17 protein-coding genes are annotated in these 25,776 nt (G+C 43.9%); 10 read left to right on the top strand and 7 right to left on the bottom strand.

The genetic code is table 11. The annotated features are described in order from the left end of the window. The first annotated feature begins 385 nt into the window (after positions 1-385). The 7 genes from ISG33_RS08835 to nosR all read left to right on the top strand — a co-directional run bounded on the left by ISG33_RS08835 (position 386) and on the right by nosR (position 15,052). A complete protein-coding gene (locus ISG33_RS08835; RefSeq protein WP_195733241.1) occupies positions 386-6,430 on the top strand; it encodes an alpha-2-macroglobulin in 6,045 nt (2,014 codons plus the stop codon). Further along, the gene (gene pbpC, locus ISG33_RS08840; RefSeq protein ID WP_195733242.1) at positions 6,431-8,941 is read left to right on the top strand and encodes a penicillin-binding protein 1C; all 2,511 of its coding nucleotides are present in this window, start codon (positions 6,431-6,433) and stop codon (positions 8,939-8,941) included. Positions 8,942-9,117: 176 nt separating this feature from the next. Next, positions 9,118-9,951, top strand: coding sequence for a peptidylprolyl isomerase (locus ISG33_RS08845; protein ID WP_195733243.1), 834 nt, complete (start codon positions 9,118-9,120; stop codon positions 9,949-9,951). Positions 9,952-10,466: 515 nt separating this feature from the next. Beyond that, on the top strand, positions 10,467-11,039 hold the full coding sequence (locus ISG33_RS08850; protein ID WP_195733244.1) for a helix-turn-helix domain-containing protein: 573 nt from the start codon (positions 10,467-10,469) through the stop codon (positions 11,037-11,039). After that, positions 11,036-11,896, top strand: coding sequence for a phosphate/phosphite/phosphonate ABC transporter substrate-binding protein (locus tag ISG33_RS08855; protein ID WP_195733245.1), 861 nt, complete (start codon positions 11,036-11,038; stop codon positions 11,894-11,896). The genes ISG33_RS08850 and ISG33_RS08855 overlap by 4 nt, the downstream gene beginning before the upstream one ends. A 16-nt stretch (positions 11,897-11,912) precedes the next feature. Further along, positions 11,913-13,730: a sensor histidine kinase gene (locus tag ISG33_RS08860; RefSeq protein WP_195733246.1), complete on the top strand. Its 1,818-nt coding sequence runs from the start codon at positions 11,913-11,915 to the stop codon at positions 13,728-13,730. After that, complete coding sequence (gene nosR / locus ISG33_RS08865) at positions 13,727-15,052, top strand: response regulator c-di-GMP phosphodiesterase, NosR family (protein ID WP_195733247.1); 1,326 nt, start codon at positions 13,727-13,729, stop codon at positions 15,050-15,052. The genes ISG33_RS08860 and nosR overlap by 4 nt, the downstream gene beginning before the upstream one ends. Here the strand turns inward: nosR and lnt are convergent. The 7 genes from lnt to rimK all read right to left on the bottom strand — a co-directional run bounded on the left by lnt (position 15,029) and on the right by rimK (position 22,161). Then, positions 15,029-16,657 carry an apolipoprotein N-acyltransferase gene (gene lnt, locus ISG33_RS08870; protein ID WP_195733248.1) on the bottom strand — a complete coding sequence of 543 codons (1,629 nt, stop codon included), beginning with the start codon at positions 16,655-16,657 and terminating at the stop codon, positions 15,029-15,031. The two genes, nosR and lnt, sit on opposite strands and share 24 nt — an antisense overlap. Further along, positions 16,654-17,379: a lipase secretion chaperone gene (locus tag ISG33_RS08875; RefSeq protein WP_195733249.1), complete on the bottom strand. Its 726-nt coding sequence runs from the start codon at positions 17,377-17,379 to the stop codon at positions 16,654-16,656. The genes lnt and ISG33_RS08875 overlap by 4 nt, the downstream gene beginning before the upstream one ends. 9 nt (positions 17,380-17,388) lie before the next feature. Continuing rightward, a complete protein-coding gene (locus ISG33_RS08880) occupies positions 17,389-18,348 on the bottom strand; it encodes a lipase secretion chaperone (protein ID WP_195733250.1) in 960 nt (319 codons plus the stop codon). A 147-nt stretch (positions 18,349-18,495) separates the two neighbouring features. Next, positions 18,496-19,437, bottom strand: a complete 942-nt coding sequence (locus tag ISG33_RS08885) for an alpha/beta hydrolase family protein (protein WP_195733251.1) — start codon at positions 19,435-19,437, stop codon at positions 18,496-18,498. Between the two features lie 322 nt (positions 19,438-19,759). Next, positions 19,760-20,197 (bottom strand): ATP-dependent zinc protease family protein, encoded by a 438-nt coding sequence (locus ISG33_RS08890; RefSeq protein WP_195733252.1) that lies wholly within the window; start codon positions 20,195-20,197, stop codon positions 19,760-19,762. A gap of 23 nt (positions 20,198-20,220) precedes the next feature. After that, complete coding sequence (locus tag ISG33_RS08895) at positions 20,221-21,255, bottom strand: succinylglutamate desuccinylase/aspartoacylase family protein (protein ID WP_195733253.1); 1,035 nt, start codon at positions 21,253-21,255, stop codon at positions 20,221-20,223. Further along, positions 21,256-22,161 (bottom strand): 30S ribosomal protein S6--L-glutamate ligase, encoded by a 906-nt coding sequence (rimK, locus tag ISG33_RS08900; RefSeq protein ID WP_195733254.1) that lies wholly within the window; start codon positions 22,159-22,161, stop codon positions 21,256-21,258. A gap of 308 nt (positions 22,162-22,469) precedes the next feature. Between rimK and ISG33_RS08905 the strand changes: the two genes are divergently transcribed. The 3 genes from ISG33_RS08905 (at position 22,470) to ISG33_RS08915 (ending at position 25,740) form a co-directional block, all read left to right on the top strand. Continuing rightward, the gene (locus tag ISG33_RS08905; RefSeq protein WP_195733255.1) at positions 22,470-23,084 is read left to right on the top strand and encodes a mechanosensitive ion channel family protein; all 615 of its coding nucleotides are present in this window, start codon (positions 22,470-22,472) and stop codon (positions 23,082-23,084) included. A gap of 169 nt (positions 23,085-23,253) precedes the next feature. Next, complete coding sequence (locus ISG33_RS08910; protein WP_195733256.1) at positions 23,254-23,775, top strand: hypothetical protein; 522 nt, start codon at positions 23,254-23,256, stop codon at positions 23,773-23,775. A gap of 15 nt (positions 23,776-23,790) precedes the next feature. Continuing rightward, a complete protein-coding gene (locus tag ISG33_RS08915; protein WP_195733257.1) occupies positions 23,791-25,740 on the top strand; it encodes a matrixin family metalloprotease in 1,950 nt (649 codons plus the stop codon). Positions 25,741-25,776: the final 36 nt, after the last annotated feature.

A 25,776-nucleotide genomic window follows, 5' to 3' on the forward strand; every position in this document is an offset into this window, starting at 1 on the left:
TGCTCCATTTTGTGTATTTAGTTTTGTCGTTGTCGACCGTTTTGTGTTTAATCGTCATCGTACAGTGATAGCTCTAGGCTTAGTGCACTATTATTCATTGCTACTGATTTGCACGAATGCTTATTATTAACTCGTCATTTGCATTGCTTGTGCCAAAAGTATAAGTACATGTTTTATATGCATAAATTTAAAAATCATCTTTTGTGCATCATTTTTATCGCTGAACTTTGCTAAAAATTAGCAAACTTAACCAACTTCTTGGTGCTTATAACTATTCAGTCGCAGTTGCAAACAGAAAGGTTTAAATGGTGCAAATATGCTTATGAACCACATGCTGATATGATGGTCTAGGATTAAGCAAATGAACGCATTCTAGGACGAAGCCATGCAAGCTATCTTAAAAACACTGATGTTTCCTTTTACCCTTCTGGCTTTGCTGTTGTCGGCGGTGTTGGGCAAGTTCAAATGGCAGTTGCCACCGTGGTTAGACTATTTAAATCAACTTCGACGTCGTTCATTTGCTAAATTTCTGTTCCTGATTGGGGCGCTTTGTTTGTTTATTTTTGGCAACTATAAAGCGATAGATTACTTCCAAAACTTGCCAGAAGCGCTATTAATTACTGCACAAATTGAGCTACCTCTTACCGTTGATGTTTATGATCCTGAAGATCCTGAAAAAGTGCATCCACCATTTGGCATACGCTTCGAATATAACAAACAAGATCCGGAGCTTGGCTCGCCATCCGTGGCACCCATCGAACTGCTTGGGGCTACACTTAAAGGAGGCGTTAAACTATCACCCGCCAAAGAAGGGGAGTGGATATGGAAAGATGACCGCAGTTTAGTGTTTATGCCTAGTTCGGCTTGGCCTGCTGGCCAAAAATATACGGTGTCGTTCGCCCCAGAAGTATTTAGCACACAAGATACATTCGACACTTACGAATACGACTTTACTACTCCCGAACTTCAGGCAAATGTGGAAGGCGCTGAGTTTTATCTCGACCCTCAAAGCAATCACAAGTCGATACAGGTTGAATACAGCTTCAACTATGCTATTGAGCCAAGTGCTTTCAAGCAACAAGTCGACATGGCTTACCTCACCGATAGCGGCGTTAGCGATGTAAAGCGAGAGGCCATAAATAACTTGCAAAGCAAGGTGAGTGCTGACGGTTTGAGTGCTGCGGTCATGTTTGTATTGGACGAGCTACCTGATGCTCCCAGACTTGTCGAAGCGTCTTTGAAGCAAGGCTTAGTGGCCAAACGCGGTGGTGAAGGGCTGGCTACCGATACGAGTGTGAAAGTGTCGATCCCCGACGTTTATTCCTATTTGAAAGTAGAAGACTTTAGCGTCGATATTCTGCGTAACCCAGAAAACGAACCTCAACAATTTGTTTTACTACGTTTTACTGATCCAATAACAAAAGACGAATTGCTCAATAAGCTCAATATCTATCGTCTTCCCAAACACAACGAAAAAAACGGCAAGCGATATTGGCAGAACCCTCGTGAGGTAACATCACAAGTCTTAAATAGTGCGCAAACCATTGATTTCGTGCTCATGCCAAATAAAAAAGACCACTCTACAACTTATCAATTGCGTATTGATGAGGTCCAAGGCCAACAATATTATTTTAAAATAGATGCTGGCATACGTTCGGTAAATGGCTTTATTTATAAGAGCTTTTACGATCGTATTTTTGTGGCACCTGAATATCCACAAGAAGTCGTTATTAATGGCGAAGGCTCGGTAATGACTTACAGTAAAGACCAGCGGCTTGCCTTCACGAGCCGTGGCTTAAATGCTGTGCAGGTGTCGATAGGCAAAATAATCAACGATGAGCTTTATCATTTAGTATCACAAACACGCGGCGATATTAGTAATCCAGACTTTAATAACTGGAGTTTTGGACCTGAAAATCTGGCCTCATTTTCCAAACGCGTTATTCCAATGGCCGATGCCAGTAAAAGCCCTAAAGAGGCAAGTTATGCCTCTGTTGATTTAAATGGCCTGGTATCGAAAACAAATAGTGATGTAGGTTTGTTTCTTATCGAAATTAATGGTTGGGACAATCGCCGCGGCAATCAAATTTATGGCGTAAGCGACAAACGCTTAGTGCTAGTAACCGACCTTGGCCTGATCATCAAAACCAATGCAGACAATAGCCAAGAGATTTTTGTGCAATCAATTTCAAGTGGCAAACCTGCAGCCAATGTAAAAGTAGAATTGCTTGGTAAAAACGGAAAGAGCTTGTTTACTCGCACCACTAATGAGCTCGGTCATGCCTCTATGCCATCTGCAAGAGACTTTCAACGAGAGCAGCAAGCCACGGTGTTTGTTGCAAGTGTTGACGGCGATGTATCTTTTATTCCTTACGATAGGTACACAAGACAAATTAACTATTCGCGCTTTGATGTATCAGGTCTTTATGACTATGGAGGTGATGCAAACGCTGGCGTGAGTGGCTTTGTTTTCTCCGATCGCGGTATCTATCGCCCGGGGGAAAGTGTTGATTTGGCTGGCATTGTAAAGGGTAAAGGCTTTAAGGATTTAGCTGGTATTCCACTGGAACTGATCATTAGAGATAGTCAATACAACGAAGTAAAAGTGCATAAATTTACACTGCCTCAACAAGGTATGTTCGAACATCGCATGCAGACTGAATCTGACTTTGTTACGGGTGAATACAGTGCTAGCCTGCATCTGGTGCGCACTAAGAACCAAGGTCGACATAGTGACGGGCGTGTCTACACTCGCCAATATAGAGATAGGCAAATCGGCTACACCGATTTCAGTATCGAGGCTTTTCAGCCTGACACTATGACAGTAGCTAACAAGGTAGACGGCCTAAGGGCGACAACTGGCTGGATAACTGGGAATGCAATATCGAATACGGTAACGTTATCAAACTTATTTGGTAGCCCGGCTCAGCAACGCATAGTCACTTCCGAACTGCGATTAAACCCAAGTGAATTTCGCTTCAAGCCCTTTGATGGCTTCCGCTTCAATGTGATCGGGGCTAACGCAAGCAGTGAAATAGAAGGTTTAGATTTACCAGTGAAAGAGGCTGAAACCGATGCTAACGGTGAGGCTACTTTTACTTTCGATTTACGCTCTACGTCCTTAGGCGAATTAAGGGCCGGTGCCTTTGCGGCCTATAATTCAGTTGAAGCTTATGAGCCTTCTGGCGGCCGCTCAGTTCGCACCAGTAGCACTTTTCGTTATTCTCCCTTGTCATTCATGCTGGGTTTCTCTGCCGATGGTGATTTAAGTTACTTAAACAAAGATGCTGAACGCAAACTGTCTCTTGTTGCTATCGATAATCAACTGACCAGTATTGAGCTTGAAAACATAGAGCAGCGTTTGAGTAAAATTATCAAGGTATCTACTCTAGTTGAGCAGTACAACGGGCGTTATCAATATCAAACGATTGAGCAAAAAGAGCAGCTAAGTAGCGATATCATAAATATCAGTAAAATGCAGCCCGGCGAAGCCAGTGTTTACAAGCAAGTTATACTTAACACGAGTACCGCGGGAAGCTACTTACTAGAGTTCGTTGATGCTCAAGGTCGTTTGCTCAGTGCGCTTAACTATACGGTTGTTGGTGCCACGAACGATACCGGTAAGTTAGCAAAAGATGCAGAGCTTAGTTTGAGCCTGAATAAGTCGGATTTTTCACCGGGTGAAGAAATCGAACTTAGCATTCAGGCGCCTTACAAGGGCAATGGATTGATATCAATTGAAAGTAATAAGTTACATAGCTTTACATGGTTTACAGCCGATACAAAGAACTCCATTCAGCGCATAAGAGTACCAAATGATTTGGAAGGAAATGCTTATGTGAACGTCGCTTTTGTACGCGATACCTCGTCCCGTGAAATTCTTACTAGCCCACTTAGCTACGCTGTGAAGCCTTTTTCTATTAATCGTGATAAACGACGAATCGATATAGAGATTGCAACTCCCGATATCGCTGAGCCAGGTAAGTCGATGGAAATGAATGTGGATCTCAGTCAAGATGCCAAGCTACTAGTATTTGCCGTCGACCTCGGTATATTAAATGTTGCTAATTATCAAACTCCAAACCCTTTAAGTTTCTTCCTGCAGAAACGAGCTCTTAGCGTACGTACCATGCAAATTCTCGATTTGATACTGCCTGATTTTGCTTTGAGTAATATGCTGTCTGCAGCGGGAGGTGATATGGAAATGAGAGCGGAGGAGGATATGTTTGCGGAAAAAATCATGGTATCGGGCTCGCGCCGACAAAGAACAAATAATCCCTTTGCTAGGCAAGAGAAAAAACCAGTCGTGTTTTGGTCGGGTATTATCGACGCTAAAAAAGGCAACAATAAGCTAAGTTATGATGTGCCCGAGGATTTTGCAGGTGGATTGCGCGTGATGGCGATTGCAACTGGTCAGGGCACCGTAGGCAGCGCTCAGCAATCTTTGTTAGTGCGTGGACCTTTTGTTATTAGCCCTAATATTTTGAACCAAGCAGCGCCAGGTGATGAGTTTGACATTAGTGTGAGCGTTGCTAACCTTGTAGAGTCAACACAAGCTGGCGAAGCAAATGCGGTGGAAATCGTTGTTCGAAGCTCCGAGCATCTGAGCTTTGTGCAAGGCTCACAATCCGCACTTAACATCAATGCTGAAAACGAATTGTTGCTAAACATGCAACTACTTGAAAATCAGGAGGATGCACTTCGCTTCCGAGTGAAAGCCAACGAAATACTGGGCGAGGCAAAGGTCGAATTTGATGTGTCGATGACTGATGCCAATGGCAAGGTTTATAAAGGGAGTCGCAGCGCAAGCATGAGCGTAAGGCCGGCTTCTGCGTACTCCGTACACATCAACACAGGTGCCTCAAAAGACGGTGAACTGAGTATCGATTCACCGCTTGAATTTTTTGAGCAAGAGTCGGTGTATTCCTTGCGGGCGTCAAGCAGCCCGCTGGTTATTGCTGATGGCTTAAGTAACTACCTAGCGGCGTATCCCCATGGTTGTACCGAACAGATGGTGAGCCAAGTATTCCCGTTGATTGGCCTATCAAATTTGCCAGCATATACCACTAATCCTTCAACCAATACAAAAGCGCAAAAAGCATTAGAGCACTTTAACGAAGTGATTAAAAAGCTGCGCACTCGCCAAAGCTACTCAGGTGGTTTTGCCTATTGGCCTAACCGCGAAGATAACAACTTTGAAGTGAGTATTTATGTGATGCACTTTTTGATCGAAGCCGAAAGCTTGGGTTATCCAGTGCCTAGCGACATGCTCAGCAGTGGTGTTGCGTTCTTAAATAATACATTAAGCGAATTCGCCAACGAACAAAGAGTTTCGCCAAGAACGCAGAACGCGACATTACTTGAGGAAACTACAGAGCAGTTAGCCTTAAGAAATCGCGCGCATGCTATTTACTTATTAACGCGCAGCGGCATTGTTACCAGCAACTTGATCATTGACCTACTAGATGATGCTCCAGGGGCATGGAAGGAAGACCTAATGGCAAGTTACATTGCAGCTAGCTATGCGTTAATGCAACGCAGTGAAGATGCTCATTCACTGATTAAAAGCTATGCTTATGGCAAGCAGGGCAAAGCGCTTCAAGCGATTAGTGGCGAAGCGCCGGCCTTAGCGTTAGACGCACAGCATCTATACTTGTTAGCGAAACACTTCCCTGAGCAAATTAATAGGTTATCGCCTGACTACATGCTGAGTTTGACTGAAGACATTTTTGCTGGGCGTTATAATACGATTTCAGCGTCATATAGCACGCTAGCCTTAGGTGCGTATCACAGTGCTATGGGCGACAACGAAAGCATAGTGGAAAGCGATGCTGCAATTGAGTTTATGCGTTATTTCACAAATGAAGAGATGCGCCTAGAGCCGAGTTTCACCCCTTTCCCAACAGTGAATTACAAAGCGAGAGTCAATGAAATTAACCGGGTAAGTGCTCAGCACGACAGCAAGGCACTGTACTATGTTGATTTACAAGCTGGTTATGAAACCAACTTAGCCCTCGATCCAGTGAAGCAAGGTATTGAAATTCAGCGCAGTTTCGTCAATGAAGATGGCCAAGTAATTACCCGTTTACAACAAGGTGAAAAAGCTATTGTTAAGTTACGCGTAAGGTCTATTGAGCAAGCCAATATTGATAATATTGCTATTGTCGACTTGCTACCTGGTGGTTTTGAAGTGCTCCGAGAATCAGTAGATAGAACAAGTGGTCCATGGCGTTCAGATTATATTGACATTCGCGACGATCGAATTGTGTTTTACACTTCTGTAAGTAAGCGTATTAAAGAAATTACTTATACTGTTCAAGCGACCGCTGCCGGTGAATTTGTCGTGCCTGCAAGTAGCGCTGAGTCAATGTACGATCGTTCGATAAAAGGAGTATCGGCCGTAAGTAAATTTACGGTGACCGCAAAGTAGATGTGGAGGAAACTCACTACGCGTTTTAAATTAAGTGTGGTGCTGCTCTGCGCTTTTGCTATCGGAGCTCTCGCTTATTTGCTGCTCCCCAAGCCAGATCTGGGTTTGCAAGGCAGCTTTTATCAAGCTTACTCAACGGCGCTATATGACAGTAATGGTAAACTGTTGCGCCTCACCTTAGCTGATGACGACCGTTATCGCTTATATACACAATTGCACGAAATCTCTGATGATCTTGTGCAAGCCACGATATTGTACGAGGACCAAAATTTTTATAAGCATTCAGGTGTTGATTACATTGCTTTGATTCGAGCATTTTGGCAAACCTACGTGCTAGCTGAGCGAAGGATAGGTGCTTCAACCATCACTATGCAAACTGCAAGGTTACGTTGGAAAATACCATCGAACACTTTGCGTGGAAAAGTCACTCAGATTTTTAGAGCCCTGCAAATTGCAAGGCACTATTCCAAAGACGAAGTACTAGAAGCTTACTTAAACTTAGCCCCTTATGGTGGCAATATCGAAGGGATCGGTGCGGCTAGTTTGATATATTTCAACAAACCAGCCTCAGCACTAAGTTTACCCGAAGCCTTACGTTTGGCATTGGTGCCACAAAATCCAAGTAAGCGAAATATAAGCAAGTTGAGTGGGCAGAGGAAACAGGCCTTTGAACAAGCAAAAGCTAGGTTGGCGACACGTTGGCTTGAGGCGTTTCCAGATGACGCTAAACGTTTAGAGAAAATAAACCTAACGCTGAAAGTGAATTCAACCAAAGATCTGCCTTTCTACGCGCCACACTTTACACAGTATCTACTTGCATCCGACTCAATTGTGTTAGGAGAGAAAATAAGAACCACCTTAGACTTGGATCTACAAAGTGCAATGCATTCAGTGGTTACGCGTTATGTAAAAAGGCATCGTTCAAAAGGAATTGAGAACGCAAGTGCAATGATAATCGATACCCGAAACATGCACATCAAAGCAATGCTAGGATCGGCGGATTTCTTTAATACTGCTATTCAGGGCCAAGTGAATGGAACCCAAGCGCTGCGAAGTCCGGGCTCGACGCTAAAGCCTTTTGTTTATGCATTGGCCCTAGACGCTGGCATTATTCACCCTTCAACAATATTGAAAGACCTGCCAACACGTTATGCTGCCTTTGCTCCAGAGAATTTTGGCAAAGGTTTTGTAGGCCCGATATCAGCAACTCAAGCATTAGTGAGTAGCAGAAATGTGCCTGCCGTGCAGCTTCAGGCCGAACTCAATGCGCTTCAGAATGAACAGCCCAAGCTGCTAACCCTGTACAAACTATTAGAGGAAGTTGGGGTGGAAGGCCTAAAAAATGAAGATTTCTATGGTTTGGCGCTGAGTTTGGGCGGCGGTGAGATCACGATGCAAAAGCTACTCGAGCTTTACGCCATGATCGCAAATAAGGGAGTGTATAAAAGCGCAGTAAGCACTTACTGGGTGAGTGCCAATGAAATTGAAGAAAGTAAAAAAACAGGGGGCATAACAAGCTTAAGAGCAAGCTCAAAAACAAACACAAAAGAGAACAAAATAGAAGATCAAAGCAAGCAGTTAATTTCTCGAGAGGCGGCTTATTTAATTCGAAAAATGTTAGAGCAGAACAAAGGTCCGAGAATACAGCCTAGGCAGCAAAATCATCAACTTAACACTCCTGTGGCATGGAAAACAGGTACCTCTTGGGCCTATCGTGACGCATGGGCTGTTGGCTTAGTGGGAGACTATGCAATAGCGGTGTGGATAGGTAATTTCACTGGTCAGGGTAATAAGGCCTTCATCGGCAGAAGCGCGGCAGGCCCATTGTTTTTTGACATTGCAGATTATCTGTCTTATCGAACCGAGAAACAAAATATCGCGTTTGAAAAAATGCCTTCAGAGCCCTTGAACATAAGCACTGTCTCTATTTGCAAAGCTACGGGTGATTTGTATGAGCAGGGTTGCCCCGAAAAAGTCGAGGGTGAGTTTATCCCAGGGCTGTCGCCCATCAAGGCGTCGAATATTTATCGGGAGCTCTACATAGACAAGGAAACAGGCTTACAGCGTTGCGACAGAGATTTAAGCAAATCGACCCTTAAATACTATGCTTTTTGGCCTTCCGATGTATTAGCGCTTTATCAACAGGCAGGCATTTTTATCGCGCAAGCACCCGCTATGATGACAGGGTGTGGAAGCTTGGACGCCACCACTCAACAAGGCGAGATAGAGGTATTTTCCCCCCAACACAAGATGCGCTACATCATCAATTCGCTTACAGAAGATAGCGTTGAAATACCCTTGAAGGCCAGTACAGATAGCGCGGCGACCAAGTTGTTTTGGTTTGCAAATAAAGCATTTATTGGCGAGGTGAGTCTTTCTGATGAGCTACAAAGTAGCGCACTTCAGCAAACGTTGAGCTTTTCAGCGACGACAGGAACGCATACGCTACTTGTGGTTGATGATCTTGGCAATAGCAGACAAATGAACATAAGCGTGAGCGGGCTACAGTAAATTTACTTGCCCTGTGATAAAAATGTGAGGATTTTGTAGCTTTAAAGGCTAGTGTTGTGCAGCTTAATGATTTAGTCTTACACTACGCTGATAAAGGCTCCCACCTTATCATGCGAGCATCGCAAAACTATATGTTAGTGGCGATATCACTTATAAAAATAATAAAGAACTTTAGTATGTCATTATTTAAAAAAGTCTCCAAAAAAACTGCGTCCTCTAGTCACTCTATTTCTATCAAGGCCTTATTAGTTGCTGCTGCCCTGAGCTTGCCTTTTGTTAGTAATGCAACCGTAGTTGAAGTACAGACTAATGTCGGCAATTTTCAAATTAATTTATTTGATGAAACTACCCCAGGAACAGTCGAAAATTTTCTTAGCTACGTAAACGCGGGCGCATATACCAATAACGTTGTGCATCGCTCTATCCCCGCGTTTGTTGTACAGGCCGGTGGTTATCAATATAACAACTCCTTCCCACCTGACGTGCTTGCTACAAGCCCAGCAATTAATAATGAGCCTGAGCTAAGCAATTTACGTGGCACGGTTGCTATGGCTAAATTGACTGGGAACCCAAATAGTGCAACAAGCCAGTGGTTTGTCAATGTAGTAGATAATACCTCTCTCGATACTAATAACGGAGGCTTCAGCGTATTCGGACAAGTGCTGGGCGACGGTATGCAAATTATTGATGCAATTAACCAAGAATCTAGATTCAATTTTGGTGGTGCTTTCGAAGACTTCCCAATGCGTGATATTACCGCTGACGAGATAAACAGCGGTACTGAGCCCGATGAAACCAACCTCATTATCATTACCGATATCGTTGTTGTGGACCCTGCCACTGTTACTAACCCTGACCTTAACCCAGCGCCAAATACCTTAATTGAAACTCGAGGTCCCGACAATCTTGTTTCCCAAGATGATGCAGGTGCGTTAGGCGTATTGCTGATTGCAAGCTTGGCGGGTTTCGCAATCCAGAGACGCAGAAAGGCCTCCGCCCTCCGCGCGTAAGGACGATGTTCCTGCGCGAATCTGTCCATCCTGAGCGAATTCGTCATTCCTTTGCGAATTCGTCATTCCTGCGCGAATTCGTCATTCCTGCGCGAATTCGTCATTCCTGTGCGAATTCGTCATTCCTACGTGAATTCGTCATTCCTGCGTGAATTCGTCATTCCTGCGTGAATTTGTCATTCCTGCGTGAATTCGTCTTTCCCACGCTAACTCGTCATTCCTTCGAAGGAAGGAAACCAGGCCTTGCCTACGCAAGGCGATAGCAATCTTTTCTGTTCCCAGCATTTATAAATCGAACAATAGTGCGCTTAATTACTTGACTCTCTAAACCTATGTTTTTCTGAAGCTAAAGTGAAAAAAACGATTGGATTAAAAGTGCTAATTTGTTGTGAGCTTCTACTACGAAGGTATATTTTTTAATAGCTTGGTATAGTCGGAAATCGGCCTGTGTGTCGCAATGCGTATGCACTTTTGCTAATCTCCAATCTTCCTTAGCATGATGTAGTCGATATAATATGAAGTCATTCTCTAGTGGTGAAGTTGCAAAGATATGCGACGTAAATCCACGTACAGTTATCCGATGGATAGAAGCCAAAAAATTAAAAGCGTTTAAGCTACCAGGGCGTGGAAATAACAGGGTTAAGCACAGCGATTTACTCGACTTTCTTACTCAGAATCAGATTCCAATACCTTCCGAGCTCATTGTTGAACAAGAGAAGTCTTGTTTTATAGTGTCAGTAGAAAAGCAGTTGGTGAAAAACGCTCAACGAATTGCGCGTAACGCGGGTTTTGTTACTCAAGTTTATCAGTATGGAATTGAGTCGGGTGTTGAGATTGCTCAACACAAACCATCATTAATCATGATCGATAGTCAAACCTCTAGGGTCGACATCTCCGCTCTAACTGACGTTATCGAAGAAAAGCTGGAATACAAACCCCATATTATTGTTTTCGATGAATTTACCGATAACAGAATAGCAACCGAAAACGATGCAAGAGTATTCAAGATAGCTAAGCCGATCGACAATTACGCTTTGGCGATGGTGCTTGACTCTATAGTAGAAACAGAACAAGAGGCGTTTGCATGACACGAGGGCTTTTATGCCTAGTCTTTTTATGCAGTTTTATTTTACCAATCAAGGCGCAACAGCAATCTGAGGCGGCGGTAGATAAAAAAAGACAACTTAGCTTTGGGGTGGTTCCACAACAATCCCCTACCAGACTGGCCTCTAAATGGGGGCCGGTGCTTCGCCGTTTGTCGGCAGAAACGAATATAGAAATCAAGTTTGCCACCGCTAAAAATATTCCTACTTTTGAAGCAAGGCTTGCCGCTGGTGAGTATGATCTTGCGTACATGAATCCGTATCATTACGTGCATTTTAGTTCATCAGAAAGTGGAGCCTACAGGGCGATAGCGAAAGAGAGTAATAAAGCACTGAGGGGAATTATTGTTGCACTTGCCTCGTCCGATCTAGCGTCACTTGAACAATTACGCAACCAAGAAATCGCTTTCCCAGCCCCAGCATCATTTGCCGCGAGCATCATTCCACAAAAGATATTCGAAAATGCAGCGATAGCAATTCAGCCGAAATATGTATTTTCGCACGATTCAGTTTACCTCAATGTCGCTCGAGGTTTTGTTCCTGCAGGCGGTGGTGTTATGAGAACATTTAATGCAGCACCAGAACACATTCGCAAAAACTTGAAAGTTATTTGGACTAGCGATAGTTACACTCCACATGCAATCGCAGCGCACAGGCGTGTGTCGGATGAAGACATCGCAAATATCATGCAGGCCTTCTTAACGTTGAATCAAGATGAGTCTTTTCAAAAACTACTAAATGAACTCAAGTTCAATCCATTTGAAGCGGCAACAGACAATGACTGGGACGACATCAGGCACTTAGGGATATCAGGCTTTTTAGCGCCAAGCGCTACAAATTAACTGACTAAGGAGCGGCATGAGAGTCACTCTAACTGCAAAAACAATCGTGGGTACAGCGCTCATAGAGGCTACGCTACTTTTAGTGCTTGTTGTTACGGCAACCAAGTTTATGGCAAATATTGCCAACGAAAACTTGATCAAACGAGCCGACACCGCATCCCAGCTTTTTGCAACTACCACCAAAAATGCGGTTCTTTCCTTTGATTTAGCGTCCTTAGATGCAATTAGTAATGATGTGCTTAGTAACCCCGATATTGTCTATGCAAAAGTGTATGACGATGAGGGGCGCTTGCTTGCTGGTGCTGGGGACTTGTCTTTTTTGAGTCGGCCTTTTGAGCTAGACGAATTCGTTGAAGATGTCACTGATGGCGTGTTCGACACTACGACTGTTATTAGCGAAGGAGATCTGGCTTATGGGCGGGTTGAGCTGGGCATTAGTATTTCCAACATGCAAGCAACGATTAACAAGGTAACAGGTTGGATGGCAGTGCTTGCTGTGTTCGAGATTGCCTTAGTAGCTTTGTTTTCATGGTTTTTAGGAGCTTACCTGACGAAACAGCTCAATACTCTGCGAAAAGGTGTTAAAAATATCACCACAGCTATCGATTCAGGTCATTTCGATGTTGCACGAGTACCCACTGACAGTGAAGATGAGATAGCCGAGGTAGCCACTTCTTTCAATTCTTTAGTCGATAACCTCGAAATTGAATACCAGCGTACACAGTCCTTTCAAAATGCACTTCAAGGGCTGAATAGAACACTGGAAATGAAAGTGAAGAGGCGTACGCAACAAGTGCAGAGTCAAAACGAAGAATTGACTCAAATTAACCAAGACTTGAAGTCGACGCAACAAAAGCTATTACAAGCCGAAAAAATGGCATCTGTAGGACAACTAGCAGCAGGTGTAGCGCATGAAATCAACAATCCCGTTGGCTTTATTAACAGTAACGTTAGTAGCCTAAAAGACTACGTACAGACCTACTCGGCGCTCAGTGTTTTAGTGGATCAGCTTACTAAGAGCATTAAAGAAAACAATAATGCTGAGCGAGACCAAGTGTGCGAGCAACTCATTGCTTTTGCTGAAGCCCAAGACTTTGCTTTCATTAATGATGACGTGAAAGAACTTATTGCCGATACCGAAGATGGTTTGAATAGAGTTATTGAAATAGTCAAAAACATGAAGTCGTTTTCCCGCGCTGATAGCGACACAATGCAACTATTTGATATTAATCAGTGTATTTCAACCAGTGCCAAAATGGTGAAGTCAAAAGTGGAGCAAAAAGGCGAATTGATATTAGAGCTACAAGCGCTTCCTCAGACCTTGATCAATGTGGGTAAAATTAATCAAGTAGTTACCAATCTCATTGTTAATGCTGCTCAGGCGCTTGATACAGATGGTAAGGTTATTGTGAAGTCTTATCCTCAAGGCAATACGATTGTTGTTGAGGTTAAAGATAATGGTAGTGGAATGGATAAGCAAACCCTCAAAAATATCTTCAACCCTTTCTTTACGACAAAAGCGGAAGGCGAAGGAACGGGTTTGGGTTTATCTATTTCCTTTGAAATCATCCAAGAGCACGGCGGCTTTATCGAAGTAGACAGCAGGTTGGGTGAGGGTAGTACCTTCATTTTATCGCTGCCGATAAGTCAGGATGAGGCTGCGCAGAATATAAAGTCGGATAAAGTTGACGATCTTGAAGAGCAGCATATTTCTGACAGCCAAACCACGAACGATAGTAAGACAGAAGAGCCTATGCCGCAAAAGGATTTGAGCCACGACAACAACGATAATGATTTGATTTTTGATAATGATGAAGACGGTGAATTTTTATGAGCAATAGTGAGCAAGCCGAAGTTAACAGCCCTGCATCGGTTGAGCAAACAGTAAAAACCGCAGAACCAGTGAAGTACACTGTTTTATGTGTAGACGATGAAACCAGTATTCTGCGCTCAATGAAACGTATTTTTCATGGCAAACCTTTTCGTCTTGTCCTTGCCGATAGCGCTCAAAAAGCTTTCGATTTTATGCAGAAGCAGACTGTGCATGTTGTGATATCAGATATGAAGATGCCTGGCATGAATGGCCCAGAGTTTCTTACAAAAGTAGCAAGCAATTTTCCTCAAACCTACAGGATTGTGTTGTCGGGTTTTGCCGATTTGGAGTCAACGCTTGATGTGATAAATAATGGCCAAGTACATCGCTTTTTGCAAAAGCCTTGGGACAATAATGTGTTGCTTGAAGCGGTTGAGCAGGGCGTGATTCAGCACAAGTTAGAAGCCGAAAACAAGAAACTACTAACGCTTACAGCAAAGCAAAACAAAGAGCTAAGTTCACTCAATAGCACCTTGGAAACGAAAGTCGCGCAGCGAACCCAGCAGTTAAAAACGGCACTGAGTAAGTCTGAAAGAGGCGCAACTTCGGTAAAAAAAGTCATGTATAACATGCTAAGCAGTAACCCTCTCTTTAGCGGCGCTTTTGCTAAGTCGGTGAGTAAGGTAGCACAAACAATTGCGCAAGAAATGCAGTTGGATGAGCAAGTAGTATCTGACATTTCATTCTCTGCTTTGATTTGTGAAATCGGCATGTTGTCACTCGACAGCGCTATACTCAAAACGCCATTTTCAAAGCTAAGCCCTGCTCAAAAAGAAGCCTTTTACACACAAGCTGGCAGAGCTCAATTAATTCTCGCGCCTGCACAGTTGCCAGAGGTCACCAATATCATCATCAATCAATTTGAATTTGTGAACGGACGAGGTTTTCCAAACGCATTACCTGGTTCTGATATACCTGTTGGCGCTAAAATACTCGCTGTTGCCAGAGACTTCGTGCGTTACAGAATGGGGCGTATTAATGGTAGCGAATATGACGTACCGAGCGCGCTTGAAAAAGTAAATAACTACTGTGGTTTGCAATATGATGGCAGCATAGTGAACATATTGAAAAAAACTCAAATGGCTGAGAATGTTGATAAGTTTGATATCGGTTTAACTAGTGCTCAGCTCAAACCAGGTATGATGCTGCATGAATCCTTGTACAATGACAACGATATTTTGATCCTTCCGCAAGGCCATATTTTTGATGAAGAAAGTATCGCCAAGATTATTGCTTTGGAGCAACGCTTTAATATGAGTTTATCGATCCTTATTGAAGAATAAACGCAGCAATAGAGTGTGCGCTAGCATGAGCACGAGTACTACATACATTGAATAAATAAACAGGCTAGGGTGGCGACTGTAAAAGCTACCTTGCTTTGTTTGTTCCTCCTGTGTATTTTGCCAATCGGCATATTTGAGCTCAGCAACATAGCCTCCAGCTTGCTGAAAATCGGCTTCGAATGTAATTTCGCCGCTTGCTGCGACCACGATTGAGGGGCCGTTATTTGCCACATGAACAAGTGGCGTGCGGTTTTCCACTGCTCTTAGTGCCGATACCGTGATGTGTTGTTTAGGTTGATGCGTTGAGCCAAACCAACCGTCGTTAGACATCCCCACAAGCACTGCGCTTTTTCGCTCCGTAGCTAATGCAGCGTCTAGCGCGTTAGCCACAAAGCTTGGAAAAGTTGTTTCGTAACAAATAAGTGGCACAAGGCTAAGGCTTGGATGGGGCATACTCACGTAGCTTTCGCCTGCTGAAATCTCATTTAGAAACTCGCCTAGATAAGAAGAAGCCAAGCGCTTTAAATGGGGATTATCGCTAACAATAGGTAGATATTCACCAAAGGGTATGCGTTTTATTTTTCTGTAGCTAGGGGCTTGCTCTCCCTTAGCGTCAATAAAGACTGCGCTATTGAACTGGCGAATAGACTCAGTTTCGCCCGACGCAGCAATCGTCTCGAAATCTTGAAACAGTATTGCCGTGCCCATGTCTGCGACGCTGCGTTTAAAGGCATCTGCTACGAAGTTGTTATCCAGATAGCTTTTATACTGGGATTCTGGCCAAACAATAAGGTCTAGGTCTAATTTGGCCAGTCGCTCGCTCATCTCCATTTCAGGCAAATAACTCGCTGAATAGCCCGGGTAGCTCACCTTTTTACCTAGGCTCGGTATTTCGTTGCTTTGTATCATCCCCACTTTCAAGCTAGGCCACTGCGTGATTTTTTGTTGCCAAGCCTCAAGTGTTAAGCTCCCGTAGGCAAACCAAGCTACGAGGATAATACCGGGCATGATTATTTCGAGTCGTGAAAATACTGAATTGGCAGTCGTGCCCGGTATGCGGCAAATAGCCTTATGCAACAAAGAATACACCCACACATTTGCAAGCGCGACAATGGCATTCAGACCATGTACACCGGTATATTCAATTGCTTGTAATGCTGCAGTAAAACGCACTTGGGTATCGCCCAAGTGCATACTGAAAAGTAGCGGATAGCCTGCGGTAAACGCGGTAAATACTACCGGAAAAATGATTGCTAAAGGCAGTCTACTATTTCGTTTTAGCCAGAGTGTTAATAGTATTGCGAATACAAAGAGGTGGGCGCAATAAAACCAGTAGAGAAAAGCAAAAAAGAGGCTGGTAGCATCGGTTGCTCCTTTAGATATAACAATGAAGTCTATTATCCAATATTTTCCAGTTGCGAAAGCGACAAAGCTTCCCACTAAGCTGAGCACATACGCTTGTTTGAACGTGCTTCCTTGTAGTGCAAAAAATAAAGGCACGAAAGCTAGCCAGGAAAGTACGTAGAAGTCATGCTCTAAAAAAGCAAGCGACAAGGCCAGTCCAAACACCACGCTTAATAGTAACCGTATGCTTAAACTTCTCACCTTGAAAGGCCATCCAAAGCTATCCGATAACTGGCTTCTGCCTCTTTCAGAGCTTGGTATTTTTTGTCTTCGCTCAACGTCGTCTGCAAGTTAATCATTTGGCGTTTATATAAGTAGCGTTTGCTTATGTTTTGTCGGGCAAACAAGCTATAGGCAACTGCCTCGCCAAAGTACTTTCGTTGCAGTGCATTAATGCGCTGTGGATAGTCTTTTAATAAGCCTACTTTTTGTTGCTTATTTGCCTTCGCTATTTCTTCCTCAATACCAGCCTCTTGCTGCGAATACGCGCGGTATTGCATTAGCAGGCCAGCAAGTGTTTCGCCTGAGTTTCCTGGTTTGGCTTTTTTAATGAGCAATTGTAGGCGGCTTATTTCATCTTCTGAATATAGCGCGCTTATATCCTCCAATAGACTTAAGAGACTTCCATCTACGCTCTTCCTATGGGCTGAGTCGACGTCGCTTTGGCTATCAATAATTGTTGATAAATCTGCCCGCCAAACCCGTTCCTCAATTAAACTGAAGTCGAGTGTGAACTGGGCGCTACCCACTGGCATTGGAAAATTGTCATTGAGTTCATCGGGTTGACGCCACTCTCGGGAAGCAGCATCGCCGTGACCTAGGTGTGCTGTCTGATGAAGCTGAATATGGGCATACACAAGGCTTAGCGAAGCAAGCAAAAGTAAGGCATGAATAAGTGTTGTTAGGGGTTTATAGCGTGTCATTTACACCCACTAATATGCTTGATCAAGCCCGAAGTAACGCATCTTTTCGATCTCTTGAGCAGAGAACTGTTGTTGGATAAGCTCGGTGATTTGTTTCTCTTTTTCTGCTTGTGATATCGATGCGTTGAGAATGCTCTGCTTGTTTGCTTTGAAGCTGCTGTAGCGAGAGTCCCAGTTAACGATATTGAGGGAGTCAGCAATTTGTTTGTCTTGCAAACGTTGCTGCTCTTGCACCATTTCTTCGGGCGTCATGTTGCTATTCATACTGAGCTGCATGCTTGCAAACATGTACTCAGCCGCGGCATCAGAAACCCTGAAAAGCTCAGTTGCGGCTTCATCCCCGAGGTGAACCGCTCTTAAGGCTTGAAGCTCGTCATATAATTGGGCGTCATTTGCTATTGACTCTTGAGTCATTTCGCCCGCGCTTTCATCTTGATTTTCATACAATTCGCTAAAGTCTTCCTTGGCTTTGAGATAATTCGTGTAATTAGCCACGAGTTCTGCGGTTTGTTCACCGGTAATACCGGGCAAGGCTTCTTTAATTAACTGTTGGAGTGCAGCCAAAGCTTCTGGGCTGAGTTCATTGTAAATACGCTCGAGGGCTTCATCGAGGGCGATCATTGCATCATTGTCGAGAATTAACCTCCCGTTAGCATCCAGCTTTACCGCTTGTAAGGCGTTGTAAACAGACTGTTTTGTGAAAGGGTACTGTTGTGACATTTGCTTAGGCTCTGCCTTTTTTTGGTTCTGTTGAGGCTCGTCACCAGAAGCGTCCCATTGCCACTTCGTTCCTAGGGTTGAGTTTACATCAGTGAGCTGTTGCTTTTGCTGTAACTCCTCTGAAACATCACCAGCGTTTGTGGTGCTAGAGTCATCGGATTTTAGAAAGTAGCCATAGGCTAGGTAGCCCAGCACAAAAAATACAAAGAAAATAATAACTTGGAAAATAGATTTTTTTTGAATTGCCATGGGTTTTCCTGAAAAATGTAGAGTTACCGTAACGAGTCAATTTCACCCTGCCCAAAAATATAAGACAAAAAAGGCTCGAATGACGAGCCTTTTCTATGCTTTGCTAGTTACCTGTTACTTGTCAGTCACTAGCAATACACCTGCACATTAGCTACAGCTTGAATCTCTGTAGTCAGAGATGCCGCCATTCGCTTCATGGTTAGGCCCACATAAGAATGGTGTAAATCGCTGATCTTTGTCTAAGAAACGCTTCATCCACGATACACCATAAGTGGCTAGTAGTGGATTGTTTCTGCCACTGCCACCGTTAGCACAGCTATGGTTTCCGTTATTTAACTCAATAAGCGCTTTGTCGGTTCCATTTGGTATGCGATTGTAAAACGGACTTGCATGAATACCCACCGGCGCAACAACGTCACTTTCACAAGCCATGATCATTGTTGGAACGTTAATTTGATTAAATGGATTTCCGCCAGTATTCCATGGAGCTAATGGTACCGATGCACTCAGGCGATTTCTTGATGCTGAGTGAAGTGCACCACCACCGCCCATTGAATGGCCCATGGTTGCAAGGCGATTTTCATCGACCATTCCAGATATTGGGCTATTTCTGTTGTTGCCCTGATCAATTAGATACGATAATGCGCTATCGAGTTGACGGCCGCGACTAACGGGCTGGTCGAAACGTGAGTTCGTATCAATGGTCATCACAACAAAGCCATGAGACGCCAAGACGGGGCCCCACCAAGAAATTGAATCCTGACGAGCAGTAAAACCAGGGGAAATTGCAATTGTAGCTAATTCACCTGATGCGTTAGTTGGGTAATAAATTGTACCTCCACCAAAGCCTGACACAGAGCTAGATACGCTTCTCGTGGCTACTCTGAAGTCGCCGCGCGTGCTTTGTAAAGAACTTAAGCTTGGGTTCGAGCCGTTTTCATAGCCGCAATTTACTTGGCAAGTGTCAGGGAAGGGCAAGCCGTCATCGCCACCGCCGCTGCCACCACCGCCACCGCCTGCAAATGCGGTTGCAGAAGCTAACAGAGTGATTGCACCAAATATCGATTTCTTGAGCACTACTTTATTCATAATGATTATCCTATTTTTATGTAGTTGGTGTGCCCGCGATATTCTTTTATTCTTATTATTGGTATTGGTGAGCACGGCAAAAGAGTAAACGATGGTACGACCACTGTAAACAAAAAAGTAACAAGTGTGCGCTGAAAATATAACAAAATGTTTACATTATTATGTTTGATAATCAGTAGGCTTGTAATAGGTATATGATTTTGTTGTTATTTTTCTGATGATATTTTTTTATTTAATAAATGGTAAAACACCTAACTTTTTACAATTAGGCGTTAGATGTAATTTTTTTGTAAATTAAGTGACTGAGTGTATGAAAGCAGGCCTACTCGGCCTGACTATTTAGAAGGTATTCTAATGAAGGATCTACAATGAACTTCCCAGCCATAGCTTCGCGGCCTAGCAGCATAAGGTAGGTCATTTCAGAACGGTCTGTGAGAGTCAGTTGAATAGGCCAGTGTTGCTCTGCCATTTCTATCATTGTTTCTATCACATAACGGCGTTGTTTGGTGGCGGTAGAGCTTTTCACTTTTCGTCTACTGCTAACCTTGGCTTCGCATCTACGAAGTTTCTGAACATCATGAATATCTGGGTGAATATCGAAACGTATCCAGCTCTCACCGTCGAGCTCAAACTCTTCAATATTATCAACATGCAGAGATGAAGTTGCCGCACCAGTATCCACACGCACATGCAATTCAGTTATGCCGAGCCCTGGTAAGTTACATTGCTCGAGGCTGCCAACTAATATTTTGTTTGTCATTAAATGCTCACCTATGTATCAAGTTAGGTCATATCTGCGATTGATTCTGGCACAACTAAGTTGTCTTGCAGCAATTCAACATGCTCGGCAACTTGGTCTGGATCATTAAAATAAGCAATATGATAAATTGCCTCACCTTCTTGGGCGAGGGGAATATTTTGCTTGCCAATCACCACCCCTGTGCTTGGAGAGAATATTGTGCCGAGCTGCTCACCAAAAGGGTTAGAAATGATTGCTAGTACATCGCCCTTTTCAACATGATCACCCAATTGAGCCTTATGAACAACGAAACCACTTTCATTTGCGCGTACCCAACCACTTTGGCGCGCAACAAATGGATTAATGCTGTGCCCACGCGCCTTGATTTTATTCAGCATACCAATCTGACGCATCACCTTGATGATCCCTTTTACCCCCGCTCTTATTGAAAACTCATCATAACGAAGGGCTTGGCCCGCTTCGTAGAGTAGTACTCGTGCGCCTTCATCGGCCGCAGCCTGACGCAGTGAACCATCTCGAATATCGGCATTTAACAGCACAGGCACGCCAAAAGCCTCAGCCATTTCTAAGGTTTTTTCATCATCCAAGTTCGCTCGTATTTGAGGTAAATTTGAGCGATGAATTGCGCCTGTGTGTAAATCGATTCCGTAATCACACTTACTCACTATTTCATCTAAAAACAAACGTGCGATCCTACCTGCTAATGACCCTTTTTTGCTTCCTGGAAAGCAACGGTTTAGGTCACGCCGATCGGGTAGGTAGCGACTTTGATTTAATACACCATAAACATTTACCATAGGAATGGCGATGAGAGTGCCACGAAGGTTCTTGATACCGCGTGTTTTGATCAAACGGCTCACTATTTCAATACCATTTAGCTCATCACCATGAATGGCGGCACTCACGAATAAGGTAGGACCGGGTCGTTTACCATGCTGTACAAACACAGGAATACCCATACTTGTGTCGGTATACAGCGGCGGCATTTCTAATTGCAGACGTTTTTGTTCGCCAGCTTTAATTCGCACCCCACCAATGACAATATCTTCGCGCTTCATTTAGCCCTTTCCTTTCGTTTTCGTTTTGTTCGGCGTTGCTGTTTTTGCTATAAAATCGATGATCATACCGGCAACGTCTTTCTCAGTTGCCTTTTCAATTCCTTCTAGGCCAGGACTCGAGTTAACTTCCATTACCATGGGGCCATTTTTGGAGCGGAGAATATCAACGCCCGCCATGTTCATACCCATCGTTTTCGCTGCATCGACCGCCGTTTTTCGTTCTGCCGGAGATAGTCGAACTAAACTCGCCGAGCCACCTCTATGTAGATTGGAGCGGAATTCACCGGGCGCGCCCTGACGCTTCATCGCAGCAATAACTTTGCCACCAACAACCAAGCATCTAATGTCTGCGCCGCCGGCTTCTTCTATGTACTCTTGCACCAAAATACTGGCCTTTAGCCCCATGAAAGCCTCGATGATAGATTCGGCGGCTTTTGCCGTTTCCGCTAATACCACGCCAATGCCTTGTGTGCCTTCAAGCAATTTGATAACAACCGGCGCACCGCCAACATTCTTTATTAGATCATCGATGCGATCAGGGTGGTTCGCAAAACCTGTTCTTGGCATACCAATGCCTTTTCGCGACAGCAATTGCAGAGAGCGCAACTTGTCACGAGACCGACTAATGGCTACCGATTCATTAATCGAATAGGTGCCCATCATTTCAAACTGTCTAACCACGGAAGTACCGTAAAAAGTCACCGACGCCCCAATTCTTGGAATAACGGCGTCAAATTTGGGCAGGGCCTTACCTTTGTATCGAACTGAAGGTCGGCTGCTGGTGACATCCATGTAACAATGCATGGTGTCGATTACATGCATTTCATGCCCACGCTGCTCACCGGCTTCTATTAGTCTGCGGGTAGAGTAAAGTTTTGGGTTACGAGATAAGACTGCAATTTTCATAATATTTCCTTGCTTCTTGAGCAATGGTATCGGCAATTAATTAAGTAATGATGCTACTAAGGTAACGTGTAAAATGAGCAACATAACATAGGCGCTTTGGATTTTACTTTTCCAACGAATTTTTCCGAGTATATACTCCTATTTCCTCATTGAAGATAGTTTTATTTTGTGAATATGCATTAATTGTCTAGCTAAGCTGAGAAAATAGCGCCATTATTTAGCTTCTGAATTTTATCAGCACGTTCATTAACAGTGCCTTTCTGAGTTAAGGTACCTATTTCAGCAATTGTTTACCGAGTATATGTAATATGGATTCTCTTCCTTTAGTAGCGTCATTAACCAGTTGGCTTTTACTTTACTACCCAAACCTACTTTGGTCGTTCGCGGTGCTTGTGCTTCACTTCGTGATAATTAATTGGACCTTACCTAAGATCCAAAAGGGTATTAAAAGCAGTCGTTTGAATGAAGAGAGTGCAAAACGAGCCTTCGGTATAGCAAGACTTGTGCTTGGCACGCTTACACTGGCGGCGCTCTGCATAGTTTGGGGTTTCGACTTTTCTGGCTTGCTGTTAATTTCCACGTCTTTAATCACGATCACTGGGGTGGCACTTTTCGCCAACTGGTCGCTATTAAGTAACTTAACCGCGTATTTCGTGCTGCTGTTTCAACCGACATACTCGCGTGGCAATTTTATCCGTATTTTTGAAGCCGATAATTTCGTTGAAGGACAAATAGTCGAGGTGAATCTATTTAATATAAAGTTACTTACCGACGAAGACGAAACGATTTTGTATCCGAATAATTTACTGCTAACCCGCATAACCATGTTAAACCCAAAAACGAAGCTAAAGGGCTTTGGTAAGATTGCGCCGTTGGCAGGTTCTGCGCCAGACAACCACTCACCTGAGAAAAAAACCAAGTAAGCGTACATTACATTTTTTTAATCTCACAGTTTACTGCATACCTTTGTGTTATTTTTCATACCTATTAATAATGAGGTTATTTTGTTTTTGTCTTTTGGCATTGATCTAAATTGCATTATTAATAGCGCAGGTATTTGAAAAATAAATCATAAAAAACAGGGGTTTAACTATGAAAATGAAATGGAGTAGCATACTTTTCGCATTTGCGGTGTTATCGCTTAGCACGTATTCGTCGGCAACAACGCTCGCGAAGATGGACTTTGAGGACATGGTGAAAGCCGCTTCTGCTTGTGTTGTTGCCGAGGCAATGGATGTGACATACACACAAGAACAAGGCGGCATGGTCACACTAACAACATTCAAAGTTATGGACACCGCTTTTGGTGACACCGACAAAACGATCACCGTAAGAACCGCCGGTGGCATGCGTTCTAACTCAAAAATACAAATGACAGAGGTTGTTGCTGGTGCGCCACGCTTCTTTAAGAACGCTCAATCTATGCTTTTACTCAGTGAACATGGGAATTCTGGGCATTTTAACATCGTAGGCGTATCGCAAGGTGTCTTCCCAGTCGCAAATGCGGTTGTAAGCTTGCCAGAAAGCATGGGGGCGAATGTATCAATCGATGATGCCATTAGTTTGATTAATGAGCGTCGCAATACCGATTCCAATTCTAAAATTTCACAGTAGAGGGGTAGTTTAAATATGAAAAAGTTAATTTTATGTACTGCTGCTTTACTAGCAAGCAGTGTGGCAATTGCACAACAGCAAACTGGGCGTCAGCTCGATATTATTTCAGCTGGAACAGGCGAAACGACGGTAGTTCCGTCTATTGACCCAAATTTTGAGTTTATTGTTCGCCCCATCGTGGGGATTTTTTGGGATGCACGTTGTGCCAATGTTGAATACACCTTCAACACCGCGCAAAGTGCCAACCCAGGACAGCCTGAAGAAATACTTCCAGAGCAACTCGCTGCTGTGGTACAGCAAGGTCTTGACCGCTGGAATGCGAACCCGTCTTCTTACATCAATATGAATGTTACGCAACTTACTGATTTAGGTGATAGGCCTCGCGTTGGGGGAGACTTCATTAACGAGGTTACCTTTATCACGCCAGAGGGTTTTGATTCGCTAGCAAGCTCACCGTCAACAACATTGCAAGCTGATGCCACTTTCGTTGCAGGTGACGATCTCGACGGCGACGGAGATTCCGATGTATTTGACCCAGTAGAAGCTGGGATTAATGTTTGTACCGACATTGACGATGATGGCGACATTGAGTTTCCTGCCGGAGATTACGCTGCTGGGACCATCTTAGATAATGATGTGCAGTTCAGCACGACGGTAAGATGGGAGCTTGAACCAACAGACGGAGGCTTGTTTGCTGACGTTGATGCCGTTTCAGTACATGAATTTGGACATTCTCACGGCCTAAATCACGCGACTATTAACCAGATTTCATCCGAAGATGGCACTGGTTCAACGATGTTTCCGTTCATTGACACGGGTGATGCAAATGCAGAGTTAGGCACTAGAAGCCTACACAGCGACGATTTGGCTGCGTCTGCATTTATCTATCAAGAGGGGAGTAACGATGCGGGTGAATTGCCGAAATTGCAAGCAGGTGATGTAGCCTTCGCCGATGCATACAGTGTAGTAAGAGGGTCGGTAAAAGACGCTAATGGTAACCCGGTCGGTAGTGCCGCTGTTCAGCTAGATAACCGTCGCACAAAAAGCGCGGTTGCAATGACCTACAGCGGTAAAGCGGTTGTGTTTGGTGATCCAGCAGGTGGTCTGTTTGCTTTTGATGAATCAATAGTGGATGGAGACTGGGCGGTACCAGTGCCAACAAGAACGCTATACACAGCAAGCATAGAGGCTTTAGATGGTGATCCTGTTGCAACCGGGAATATTTCTACAGCAGCTATTGTTGCAGGTATTGTTGGTCAAAATACCTTTCCTGAAGAGGGTTTTACCTTCGACGAAAGTGGCACAGAAATACGTTCAAGTTCGGCGAATCCATTCTGGACAGGCAGATTTGCGCAAACTGGAATCGACTTTGTAACCAACACTGAAACTGTTCAACGCAATGCTGGACCAACCCAGTTCATTGGCACAGGTGCGATTTTTGGAGCAAGTGACATCATCTATGCAGAAGTATTCGACAGAGATGCGGTGAGTGAACTCATCGCAAATGGCGACATACCTATCAGCGGAGTCTTCGAGACGGGTACCTTAGACGCCTCTTTGGTTCCCCAGTTCACAAAGGCAACCCTAGCTATCGGTCGAATAGATCCTGAAACTCGTACTTTGGAGTTAACCAGAACAATCCGAACAATACGCAACATTGTTGGCCAGGATGGTGACGGAACAGTAGTGCCTTTCGTGGGTGCTGAGGGGATCCCATTTCAAATTAGAGGTGAGTTTAACCGTGATCCAAATGCACAATTAGTATTAGTGTTGGAAGCAAACGATCTTGAAGCTGGGCCGAGTGGTTTTCCTCCTGCCTTCGTTCGTGTAGACACTACACGTGCAGGAAGCTCGTTCTTATCAGTTGATGAATCGCCGTTGTTTCCGTTCAACAGCACCTTTTCTATAGAAATGCGTTATGTCAATAATGGTGGTTTTGTCAGCCCATACCTGACAGACTTTTAACATAGCTTAGTACTTGTCTAAACCTAACTGACGCTG

This window comes from Marinibium conchae, from assembly GCF_015595035.1.
Lineage (GTDB): Bacteria > Pseudomonadota > Gammaproteobacteria > Enterobacterales > Alteromonadaceae > Glaciecola.